At 65.0% G+C, this 11,805-nt stretch carries 10 protein-coding genes; 4 read left to right on the top strand and 6 right to left on the bottom strand.

The genetic code is table 11. The features are described from left to right. Positions 1-3 precede the first annotated feature (3 nt). From ACZK5D_RS15605 to ACZK5D_RS15580, 6 genes are all read right to left on the bottom strand, one after another. Positions 4-2,520, bottom strand: a complete 2,517-nt coding sequence (locus tag ACZK5D_RS15605; protein WP_463665953.1) for an ATP-binding protein — start codon at positions 2,518-2,520, stop codon at positions 4-6. After that, entirely contained in the window at positions 2,517-3,047 is a 531-nt protein-coding gene (locus ACZK5D_RS15600) for a hypothetical protein (protein ID WP_463665952.1), read from the bottom strand. The genes ACZK5D_RS15605 and ACZK5D_RS15600 overlap by 4 nt, the downstream gene beginning before the upstream one ends. Before the next feature lie 9 nt (positions 3,048-3,056). After that, positions 3,057-3,290 (bottom strand): hypothetical protein, encoded by a 234-nt coding sequence (locus ACZK5D_RS15595; RefSeq protein WP_182800708.1) that lies wholly within the window; start codon positions 3,288-3,290, stop codon positions 3,057-3,059. A 36-nt stretch (positions 3,291-3,326) separates the two neighbouring features. Beyond that, entirely contained in the window at positions 3,327-4,325 is a 999-nt protein-coding gene (locus tag ACZK5D_RS15590) for a hypothetical protein (RefSeq protein ID WP_463665951.1), read from the bottom strand. Positions 4,326-4,589: 264 nt separating this feature from the next. Then, entirely contained in the window at positions 4,590-5,303 is a 714-nt protein-coding gene (locus tag ACZK5D_RS15585; protein WP_463665950.1) for an RNA polymerase sigma factor, read from the bottom strand. 161 nt (positions 5,304-5,464) lie between these two features. Continuing rightward, on the bottom strand, positions 5,465-6,448 hold the full coding sequence (locus ACZK5D_RS15580) for a sugar-binding transcriptional regulator (RefSeq protein WP_463665949.1): 984 nt from the start codon (positions 6,446-6,448) through the stop codon (positions 5,465-5,467). 82 nt (positions 6,449-6,530) lie between these two features. Between ACZK5D_RS15580 and ACZK5D_RS15575 the strand changes: the two genes are divergently transcribed. From ACZK5D_RS15575 to ACZK5D_RS15560, 4 genes are read left to right on the top strand one after another with little or no spacing between them, the layout of a single operon-like run. After that, complete coding sequence (locus tag ACZK5D_RS15575) at positions 6,531-8,192, top strand: ribulokinase (protein WP_463665948.1); 1,662 nt, start codon at positions 6,531-6,533, stop codon at positions 8,190-8,192. 39 nt (positions 8,193-8,231) lie between these two features. Continuing rightward, entirely contained in the window at positions 8,232-9,269 is a 1,038-nt protein-coding gene (locus ACZK5D_RS15570) for a substrate-binding domain-containing protein (protein WP_463665947.1), read from the top strand. A gap of 27 nt (positions 9,270-9,296) precedes the next feature. Next, entirely contained in the window at positions 9,297-10,811 is a 1,515-nt protein-coding gene (locus ACZK5D_RS15565; RefSeq protein WP_463665946.1) for a sugar ABC transporter ATP-binding protein, read from the top strand. Next, positions 10,798-11,805: an ABC transporter permease gene (locus ACZK5D_RS15560; RefSeq protein WP_463665945.1), complete on the top strand. Its 1,008-nt coding sequence runs from the start codon at positions 10,798-10,800 to the stop codon at positions 11,803-11,805. Before ACZK5D_RS15565 ends, ACZK5D_RS15560 begins: the two co-directional genes overlap by 14 nt.

Here is an 11,805-nt window from a genome sequence, read left to right as displayed (position 1 = left end):
GGGTCATGCGGCGAGGTCTCGGCGGCCGCCGGTGCGGGCGGCCTGGTCGCGGCTGGTCAAGGCGGGCGGGAGGATCCGGGCGCGTCCGACGGCGCCGGAGGCATCACGGATCAGGCATTCGCCGCGGCGATGGACGGGCACTTCGTCGCCGAGCTGCGGCGAGGTGTCTTTGGTGATCAGCTCGATCAGGGCCGGGTCGTTGGGGTCCAGGTCGAGCCATCGCAGCCCGTTCTGCGCCAAGGTCTTGTCCTTATGTCGCATCAGCACCCTGAACGGGATCAGGCCTCGCATCGTCTCGGAGGGGAAGTCCTCATCCGGGTCGTGGGAGCCGAGGTAGACCACGGCGCGGTGCTTGCGGCCGTCGCGGATGAAGTCGACCAGTTCGTTGGTGCCTTCGGTGGAGCTGGTCACGGCGTGGGCTTCGTCGACGACGAACGCCGCGAGCTGGTCGCGGTCACGGAAGCACTCGTGTTTGGCGATCGCAGTGATCAGGGCGAACACGGCCCGGCCGAACAGTTTCTCCAGCCCCATCTGGCGGAACAGGTGTTCGTGGTCCAGTTCGGAGCGTTTGGGCAGCGTCAGTTGGTGGGTGCGCACCACGATGGCCGGATGGTCCAGGTTGAGGGCCGGCAGCGTGTCGTCGAAGACCACGCGGCCGAGATCCTTGCGGCTGAACACTCGGATCAGCCGGGCCAGTTCCTTGGCGCCGGTGATGGTGCACCGGTCGGCGAGGTGGTCGACGAGCGACCCGAACCCGCGAATGTTGTGGCGGGTGAGGTAGTCGACTTCGAGGACTTCGGAGAGCAGCACGCCCTGCTCGGAGGTGGGGGCGATGTCGAGCAGGGGTGTGAGGAACGATTGGGCGACGCGCGAGCCGGTGGCGGGGTCGAAGATCCGCAACGGGTCCAGCGACCAGGCGGGCTGCGACACGTCGACGATGCGGGGGTCGGTCAACGCTTCGGCCCACACTGCCCACTCCCCCATGTTGGTGCGGTCGGTCACGATGACGCGGCCGCCGCGATCGAGGATGGCGCCGGCCTCCTTCTTCAACGCAAACGACTTCCCGGAGCCGAGATCGCCGATGTAGGCGGTGGAGCCCGACACGTTGCGGTCGGTGGCGCCATCGGGGTTGTGGAAGATCAGCGGTGCCGAGCCACACGGGGTGTCCTCGTCGAGCATGGGACCGTTGTTGATGTTGATGGCCAGCAGCGTGCCGGCACTGTCACCGACGTGCGCGGTCGACAGCGGCACCATGGCCGACAACGCCTCCGAGGTCGTCAACTGCGCGTACTCGCGGGTCAACGCTGAGGTGGGCACCCCGGGATGGGTCTGCCACCACATCTCCTGCTGATACCCGACCGGCTGCGCGAGCTTGTAGCCGGCCTCGCTGAACCAGCTGGCCAGGGCCTTGGCCTGGGCGCGCACGTCGTCGGGGTCGGCTGCGGCCACGGAGAGGATGAACGTGGCCTGGCATTCGGCTTCGAGCTTGTTGCTTTCCATCAGCGCGGCGTACTCGCTGAGATCGCCTGCGTGCCGGTCGAGCGCCGAGACGCCGTGGGACAGTTCACCTTCGCGCTGGTTGAACTGCTCATTCAGCGTTTCGAGGGCCCGCTGGTTGGAGCGCAGCACCTCGCTCGAGGACCGCACTGTGAGGCGCATGGCCCAGTCGACCGCCAGGCCGCACTCGTCGATGCGGCCCAGCATCTCCCCGCCGGGGAACGGCAGCTCACCGTCGGGGACGTCGGCAACCATCAGCATCGCCTGGTAGGAGGCGGCGTCCTCATCGCCTGGTGCCGGGGACTGGACCTTCAGGTAGCGGCGCCTCAACGGGTTGACGCCCGTCGTCTTCTTCTCGTCGTCGGTTCGGCCACCCTCATCCAGCAAAGGGGCCGGCAGCGCGGAGCGGCGCTTCGCCACCGTGCTCGGGCCGGGGGTGGGGAGGAGTCCGTCGAGGTAGAGGCCGCGGTCGATCATGTGTTGGTGCAGCCACACCATCTGCGCCGGCGTGGCGGGGGTCGGGTGGAAGGGTGCCGGGATCGACTCGGCCACCTGCCTGGCTTTCATCCCGGCGGCCTTGAGCTGCTCAGGTGAGGGCTTCCCCACTGGAAGACCGAGGGTGGCCTCGATGTTGCTTCGGGCTGCCTTCCAGGCTGTGGAGAGGGTGGTGCCGTCGTTGGCGAGCGGGACCGACAGCCAGAAGATCCGGTAGCCGGGGCGCAGCTGCTCGATCGTGTGGAGCGTGGCTTCGCATTCGGCGACCCACTCGGGGCACTGGGCGGGGTCTAGTCCGTTGAGCATCCGGTCGACGACCTGGTGGGGGTCCAGGGTGGAACACAGCCCCAGCATCAGCGACTCCCCCGGCAACGAGCGCAGCAACGCCTGGTGCAGGAGCCGCACCCGTTCCTTCTCGTCGGGGGCCCGGAGACCGTAGTTCACCCCGGTCAGCAGGAAATCGGCCCACACCTGGCCCGTGGTGGTGAACCGCAGGTTGTCGTAGAGGGCAACGGTGGGGATCTTCATGATGCTTCTCCTAAGAGCAGCCGCTGCACCGAACTCAACGCCGGACCCGGCACCGGTCGAGGCTCAGTGGCAGGCAGTGAGCGGATCGGTGCGGGCACAGCGACCGGCTCGGTGAGGGGTGCAGTGGTGGGTTTCGCGAGCCCTGGGGCGGGGATGAAGACGGTCACGGGTCCGGCTGCTGTGGCGGTGTTGGGCTTCGGGTCTCTGATTGCGGCCCCGTCGAGGCGGTAGCCGCTGCTCATGAGGTTGAGGGCGCCGGAGGCCAGCACGATAGGGTTCCGCATCCCGGGTGTCAGCTTCCCGGCGGCGAACACTGCGCCGACGGTGGCGCCGATGAAGATGGTGGCGTTGAGGATCAGGCCGCCGTGGGCCCAGAGCCAGGTGGTCTGCGCCAGAACGACGGCGGTCACCACCCCGGCGGCCACCTGCGTGTAGGTGTAGGGGCCGCCGGGGATGCGTGTGCCATCCGGTGTTCTACCGATCAGCTGAGGGAACTTCCGTGCCCTCGTGTACCACTTCAACGCCATCACGAGCCTCTAGGTGAGTTCGGTGGTGAACATGCTCGCGATGCCCTCGATGCCCAGCACGCCGGCGATGAGGATGCCGGCGGTGACCAGCGCACCGACGATCTTGGCCACCGACAGCTTGGAGGCGATCGCGTTGACCACGATGAACGTGATCGCCAACGCCACCACAGCGACGGTGACAGTGGACTTGAGTTCGGCCGCGAGACCGTTGACGAAATCGAAGACGCCAGCTGAAGGAAACATGGGTGGTCCTTTCTAGAAACGGATGATGTGTTCGGGCTACTGGTTGGTGGACGGGACGGTGGGAGCAGAGTCAGCGGCTGACACCTCCCCAGCTGGTTGCGGGGCGCCTCGGATTTGGGTGATCTCCCACCGCGAGGAGCGCACCGCCATCGACAGCACGTAGTCGAAGCGGGTCACGGCGCCGGTCGCGTCTTGGGCTCGTGCCCGCACCAGCAACACCACGGTCTCCCCCTCGACAGGGCTCTCCGGCGGCGAATCGGCGGCCGCCACCGATTCGACGACCACCTCGATGTACGGCGCGGGGGTCACCGCCCGGATCTCAGCCCCTGGAGCGGTGTAGCGGGTGATGTCCCCTGCGCCGGTCAGCAGCGCGGCAAGGAAGTCCCCCGCCGCCACGGCCGCCGGGTGGGCCGGCGGAACGGTGCTGCGGTAGCCGCTATCGGGGGCCGGGGTCAGCGTCGGGCCAGCCACCTCCGCGGGCAGGGTCAACACGCTCACCTGCCCGTTCGCATCGACGGCGACCGGGACCTGGAAGTACCGGCGCCGCGCCACCGTCTCCGGCTCGCTGATCTGATCGGTGGCAGGGGTCGTGCTGGTCACCGTGATACCGACGGTCACGACCCAGGCGCCGTCCTCCCACCGTGATTCGACCGCACCCGGGTCAGACACCTCTAGGGCCTTGGTGGGCAGGTCTGCCACCGGCGCCAACCCGTCGGGCTGTGGGTCGGCTGAGCGGGTCGCGGCCAGCCAGGTGGTCACTGCGTGTTCCGCGACTCCGGTGGCCTCGCTCCGGCCGTCGGGTTCGGGCGTTGCAGCGGCCGCAGACTCAGCGGCCGGACGGGTCGCGGCTGTCAGCGCGACCGCTCCGACGGCAACCCCGAGGGGTGCGCAGGCGACCAGCCCCCACAACAGCACGCGGGCGACGCTGGTTGCCAGCTGCTGGCCCCGGGTCCAGTTCGCTGCGGCGATGTTCACCGGGGCCTGGTCTTCGGCGGGGGCTTGACCGACGGCCTTGCGGGTGTTGAGTAGCTTCATGCCGTGGCTTCCTTTCGTGCAGTCCGGCGGGACCGGGATCGGGGGGTCCCGCCGGACTTGGGTGAGGTGCGGTGCAGGGCTGTGGCGATGACGGCACGGATTTCTGCAGCGGCCGCGACGTCGAGCGGGCTCGATGCCAACTCCCCCACTCGACAGCGGGTCCTGCGGTCGATGCCGTTCATCTCCACTCCCTTCTCCTTCACCTCACCTTTGAGAGGGCCCAGCAGCGGGCGCACCTGTGACAGGGCCATGAGAGATCGGTGGTCAGGCCAGCGCAGCAGCAGACTTCGCCAATCGGGTGCGGGTCCGCTCGCACCGCTTCCGGATCGCCGCCGCACTCACATCGCGGCGTTCAGCCGCCTCGCTGGCACTCCAACCCTGGATGTAGACCTCCAGCAGCAGATCAACGTCATCAGCGGATACAGCACCATCGCTGAGGCCTGCTTCCAAGATCAGGTTCAGCTCCAGCCCGGCGTCTTCTGCGGCGGGGATGGGATCGACCAGGTCGTAGACCTCTGCCACAGGGATGCAGCGGTCATCGGTCTCCTTGACGAAGCCGCGGCGTCGGGTGAGGTTGAGAGCGACGTACCTCGTGCAGTGCGACGGGTAGGTGGCGATCGCCTCCCACACGTCACTGATCAGTGACTGGATGTGGTTGTCGAGTGTGCCCGAGTAGATGACACGGCCGCAGGCGATGTTGAGCACACGAGGCAGCAGCGCCTGCAGCACCATCCTCGAAGACAGGTAACTGTCATGAACCACCAGGTTGTACAGCAGCTCGTTGGCGACCTCGCTGGTGGACCGATCGATCAGATCAAGGACATCACCAGGTCGGGTGCACCCCGAGATCGCCATCTGTGCGACCTGGCGGTGGTACTCAGCGGTGGCGTTGATCGCCACCCATTCCTGCGCCAGGCTACGCAAGGTCGGTGAAGTGATGACATCGGGAACAGTGTCATGGGAGCGGAAGACCAGCATGAGCAGGACCTTTCAGTGGAGTTGGCCCTTCCAACTCAACTCGGACCCTCTTGCCCAGAACCTTGCCCAATTTGCGAACGCCGGATGTGGCACGGAACCCGAGGTAACAGCGGCGTTCAGACTCCGCGAGGCGGCCTCGACTCCCCCGTTTCCTTGGATCGTTACCAGGTCGGGCTGGGAGATGGTCCACTGAGTAGTGACCGTGCGGTCTCCTCATCGGTGACGAGGCTGTTGATGTAACGACTGGTGATGGCGACGCGGATGGCTTCGCGCTTGGTCTTGCCTCCAGCCACCCCGATCACATTGGGGATTTGCTGGAGGTGTGCTCCATCGATCGCGAGGATGCGACCGGCGAACTGGCGCTCACCTACCACCTGTCCGTCGTCGTTCAGGAGGACGCCCCCTACTTCGGCACGTACCCCCAACCGATCCAGCTCGGCTTGGTCGTCGCGCGAAAACTGCACCCGGAGCTGGGAGTTGGGAGGGTTCCAGCTGCCGATGGACATGAGGGCCACGGTTATACGCTCGTGCATGCCGAAGGTGGTGGCGATGCCGGGGAGCCTCTTTAGTTCATCGGCGGTCTCGGGGGACGGCAGGAGAAGGGGTGCGTAGAGCGGGAAGGCAGTGCCCTTGGTCCAGGACGCGATGCGTCGCACGATCTCGGTGGAATTCTGGTCCGGCGCCCCTGTCATACCTGTGAGCTGGACCACGGGGCACTGAGGAAGCGGTGGCAGGTGTGGGATGACCTCCTGGATCGAGCGCCCCCAGCCGATGCCCAGGATGTCTCGCTCACCAATTACCTTGCCGAGGAGTTTGGCCGCCGCAGCACCCAGGGCAGATCGCAGGCTCTCCTCTGAGCCACCGCTACGCGGAGTGGGGACCACGACGCAGCTGAGCAGCCCGAACTTCTCCTTGAGTGCTGCAGACACGTCTGCGCCACCGGCCTGGTCCTCATGGATGCGGATCTCAACAATGCCTTGGTCCTGCGCCGCCTGCAGGAGGCGCGCGACCTTGAACCGCGATATGGACAGCGCCTCGGCGATCTGCAACTTTGAGAGCTCATCCAGGTAGTACATCTTAGCAACCGCTATTTTGAGATCATGTTCTGACCCCTGGTTGCCCTCTTGGTCCCCGTCTTCGCTCATTTGAGCATGCTAGTGGAAATCTCTGCTCTTATGCAACAGGATTCTGAGACATAGCAGTTGGTTGCTCGTCAAAGGAGATGGGATGGGTTGGTTCGTCATCGGCGTGGACTTCGGAACGGAGTCTGGCCGCGCCGTTGTTGTGGACCTGCGCGATGGGCGTGTGATCGGCGACGCGAGCATGGAGTATCCCCACGCGGTCATGGACGAGCGCTTCCTCGACGGTTCGCGGTTACCAGCTGAATTCGCTCTGCACCACCCCCAAGACTATCTCGATGTGCTGGTGGCCGTCGTGCCTGCCGCTATGGCGCGGGCGGGGATTGATGGCGCCGAGGTGGTCGGCTTGGGGATTGACACGACCTCATGCACGGTCCTGCCGACTCTGGACGACGGCACTCCGCTTGCCTTTGTGGCTCCGTTCCGGACGAACCCTCACGCCTACGCAAAGGTCTGGAAGCATCATGCCGCCCAGCCGCAGGCGCGGCACTTCACTGCGGTCTGTGAGGAGCAGGACCCCGAGTTGTTGTCAGAGTACGGCGGGGTCATCTCGTCGGAATGGCTTGTACCCAAGGCCTTGGAGATCTTCGAGAAGGACAGGGCCGTCTTCGACGCAGCCCACCGCATCATCGAAGTTCAAGACTGGCTGGTGTGGCAGCTGACCGGCAATGAGTTGCGCAACTCAGGTGCTGCTGGATACAAGGCCTGCTACCGGTGGGAACGAGGTTCGTACGCGTCGCCCGAGCTACTTGAAGCCACCGCTGAGGGGTTCTCGGCACTCATGGCGAAGCTCGATGCGGACCTGGCGCATCCCGGCACTCGAGCCGGGTATCTGATCGAGGAGTGGGCGGACCGTCTCGGTCTCCATGGCCGTGTAGCGGTCCCGGTGGGGAATATGGATGCCCACGGCGCCGTGGTCGCCGCGGGGCTGACGGGCCCGGGACCGATGTTGCTGGTGATGGGTACGTCGGTGTGCAACATGCTCATGGGTGAGGACAAGGCCCCAGTCCCAGGAATCTCTGGGGCAGTGTTCAGCGGAATGCTGCCAGATCTGTGGGGTTACGAGGCTGGTCAAGCCGGAGTCGGCGACGTTCTCAATTGGTACGTCCGCAACATGGCCCCTCACGCAGTCCACGTCGAGGCTTCAGCTCGTGGGGTCAGTCCCCACCAGGTGTTGATCGAGCAGATCATGACCGACGGCTCGGGCGCCGACCGGCCCGACCTCTTGGCCCTCGAGTGGATCAACGGCAATCGCTCGGTCCTTGTCGACGCTGACCTCAGCGGATTGCTGCTGGGCTTAACCATGGGCACCAGAGCTCACGACATCTACCGAACGTTGATTGAGGCGGCCTGCTTCGGCCAACAGATCATCATCGAGACATTCGAGCGTCATGGCATCCCGATCACCGAGATCATCGCCTGCGGGGGCCTCGCCTCGAAGAATCCAGTCCTGATGCAGACGCTGGCAGACGTGACCGCCCGCGATGTGAAGGTGACCCAGATTGAGAACCTCTCCGCCCTGGGTGCGGCGCTCCACGCCAGTGTCGCGGCCGGCTCTACCGCTGGTGGCTTCGACAGCCTCGCAGAGGCTGCCGAGCTCGGCGGCGGCATCGCCACCACCTACCATCCCCGCCCGGAGGCGAAGCCTCGGATCGACCACCTCATGTCGATCTACCGGGATCTGCATCAGCACTTCGGAGTGGACCACAGCACCGTGATGCACGGGCTCAAAGCCAAGAACTACCTCTAGCACTACGGGGAAGGCCCCCGACACAGGAAAGGAACTCCCATGAAGATCAACAAGAAGTTCGCCACCGCTGCCGTGACAGCTGGCGTCCTGGCGCTGACCGCCTGCGGCACCGCAGGCGAGGTTCCCGGTGCGACCACTGCTACCTCAGGCAGCGCCAGCACCGGCGGCGAGAACATCTTCGTCGTCAAGCTCGCCGGCAGCGACTGGTTCAGCCGCATGGACGACCTGGCCCAGGAATACGCCAATGAGAACGGGCTCACGGTCAAGCAGTTGGCTGGCGACGACGCCAGTGAGGAGAAGCAGATCTCCATCATCTCCGACGTCATTCCGCAGCAGCCCGACTCTCTCCTGGTCGTGCCGAACTCACCTGAGTCGGTAGAAGCAGTCCTCAAGCGCGCCATGGACGCCGGCATCACCGTGATCACCCACGAGGCGGCAGGCATTCAGAACACCGACGCATCCATCGAGGCGTTCGAGGACAAGGCGTACGGCGCCCACCAGATGGATCTCCTGGCTGAGTGCATGGGCGAGGAAGGTTCCTACGCGCAGCTCGTCGGCTCCCTGACCGTGAAGTCACACAACCTGTGGGCCGACGGCGCCCTCGAGCAGGCGCAGGCCGAGTACACCGGCATCACCCGACTGGGCGACGCGATCTCCTCCGACGAGAGCCAGGAGACGGCATACCAGCGGGCCAAGGAGGTCCTGGCTACCAACCCCGACGTCAAGGGTTTCCTTGGTGCCGCCTCGACAGATGTCGCTGGCATCGGACGGGCCGTCGAGGAGGCAGGCAAGACAGACGACGTCTGCGTCGTGGGCACCTCGCTGCCGTCGATCAGCGGCAGCCTGCTCGAAACAGGAGCGGTCGACATCATCACCTTCTGGGATCCGGGCCTGGCTGGCCAGGCGATGCTCTCGGCCGCGCAGAAGGTCAGCGCTGGCGAAGAGATCACTGAGGGCACGGATCTTGGGATCCAGGGCTACGAGAGCTTGGCCGAGAGCCCGGAGTTCCCCAAGACGTTCTTCGGTCAGGCCTGGATCGACGTCACCAACGACAACCAGGCCGACTACCCCTTCTGATCCAACCCCATCCCCAAGGAGACACTCATGAGCACGAAGCCGATGCTGGAGGTGCGCGGCATCTCCAAGCGATACGGCGGAGTCCAGGCTCTCGATGACGTCTCGGTTACGTTTGACGCCGGCCAGGTTCACTGCCTGGCCGGGGTCAACGGCTCCGGCAAATCCACACTGATCAAGATCATCAGCGGGGTCGAGCAGGCCGACTCTGGCAGCATCATGTTGCGGGGCGCCGAGCTGGTCAGCAACTCTCCTCGTAACGCTATGCACCACGGCATTCAGGTCATCTATCAGGACATGGCACTGATGCCCAACCTGACTGTTGCCGAGAACATTGTGATGTTGCGTCGATCCCTGTCGAACAGTCCACTGGTCACACCCACCGCCGACAAGGAGCATGCCCGGGAAGTTGTGTCTCGCCTCGGCGTGGAGCTCGACCTCGACGCTTTCGTTGAGGACCTGCCGATCGCTGATCGACAACTGGTGGCAATCGCGCGAGCCCTAGCTCAGGATGCTTCGGTGTTGTTCATGGACGAACCAACCACCGCGTTGACCTGGCGTGAAGTCGACCAGTTGTTCGTCGTCGTCAACCGGTTGCGCAGCGACGGTGTCGCCGTCGTGTTCGTCTCCCACAAGCTCGATGAGGTGTTGTCCATCTCCGATCAGGTGACCGTTCTCCGCAACGGAGTCCTGGTCGCCGAGGGGCCATCCTCATCCTTCAGCCATGACAGTCTCGCTGAGGCCCTCGTCGGCGAGAAGACGGCTACAGATAGGGTGATCATCGAACCCCAGTCAGCCGACACCCCGGTCCTGCGGGTTCAAGAGCTTCGCTCCGAACGACTGTTCAAGGGCATCACATTCGACGTGGCCCCCGGTGAGATCGTCGGTCTGACCGGCCTCCGCGGCTCGGGCCGCTCCGAGATCGCTGAAGCGCTCTTCGGGCTGCTTCCCATCGACGGCGGGATCGTCGAGGTCGACGGTCAACGTGTCCCCCACGGGGACCCGATCAAGGCCATCGAGTCCGGCATCGCTTACGTGCCCGCCGACAGACTCACCCAAGGAGTCTTCCTCGACCAGTCAATCAACGACAACCTGATCTCCGCATCACTTCCGGCCGTGACCTCCAAGATCGGGGTTCTCGGGCGCGCACCGGTCAGAGCCCTTGTCTCCCGCGGCCTGTCATCCATGCGGGTCAAGTACGGCAAAGAGTCCGACGCCATCCGCACTCTCTCGGGCGGCAACCAACAAAAGGTCGTCCTCGCCAAATGGGCCGAGACCAAGCCACGCGTCCTCATCCTCAATGGGCCCACGGTCGGCGTGGACATCGGCTCCAAATTCGCGATCCTCGACATCTTGCGCGGATACGCCCGCGAGGGGATGGGCATCGTCATCGTCTCTGACGACTTCCAGGAGGTCGTCAGCGTCTGCAACCGAGTGCTCGTTGTGGACAAAGGCCTCATCACTCACCAGATCGGCGGAGCCGAGATGACTGAGGAGCACGTCCGTGAACTCGTCTCTGAGGAGGCACAGCATGAAGACAACTGACCTGCTCCACCGCCTACGTGGTCGCAACAACGAGGGCGTGCTACTTGCTGTGATCGTCGCACTGCTGATCATCATGGCCGTGGCGGCGCCCGGGACTCTCACAGCCAGCTTCGCCGGCGACATCCTGCGTTCCGCGATCGTCAACCTCGCACTCGCGATGGGGCTGCTGATGATCATCATCTCCGGCGGGTTCGACGTGTCGTTCATGGCAATCGCCATCTTCGCCGGCTACGCGACCGTGCAAGTGATGAACACCACAGGACTCGACGGCACCATCTGGCCGTTCCTCGCGGCCGCCGTCATCGGCGGCATCCTCGCCATCCCCAACATCATCCTCGTCGGGGTCTACAAGATCCCCACGCTCATCGCGACCCTCGGGACGCAGACAATCATTCGCGGCGCCCTCCTCGCTTTCGTCGGCTCGTCCTACATCGCGAACATTCCCGACGGCCTCAACCAACTGGGCCAGACCTCACTGTTCAACCTCGGCACCAGCCCGGTCAGCGTGCTCGTCGTGCCGGTACTAGTAATCGTCATAGCGGTCTCGTTCGTCCTCAACCGCACCTATTACGGCCGATCGGTCTACGCCATCGGCGGGGACCCAGACGCGGCCAGCCGCGCCGGTGTGCCGGTGCTGCGCGTTCAAACATTCCTCTACCTGGTTTCAGGAATCATCGCCGGCATCGCCGGGCTCATCCATGTGACCATCAACCGCACCGCGAACCCATTCGATCTTGTCGGCGGCGAACTCAACGTCATCGCCGCCGTCGTGATCGGCGGTGCGCTCGACACCGGTGGCCGAGGCTCTGTCAAGGGCACCGTTCTCGGCGTCTTCCTCATCGCCCTGATGCAGAACAGCCTCATCCGGCTCGGGGTCCCGAGCTTCTGGCACACATTCGCGGTTGGCACTGTCGTGCTCGTGGGCGTCACCGTTCAGGCTCTCAGCAACCGCCGAGCCCGCCAATCGTCACCGATCCTCGAGGGAGCTGCCTGA

Source organism: Tessaracoccus yangjingae (assembly GCF_055326235.1).
The sequence above is the reverse complement of the archived record's forward strand: the minus strand, read 5'-3'. Positions and strand labels throughout refer to the sequence as shown.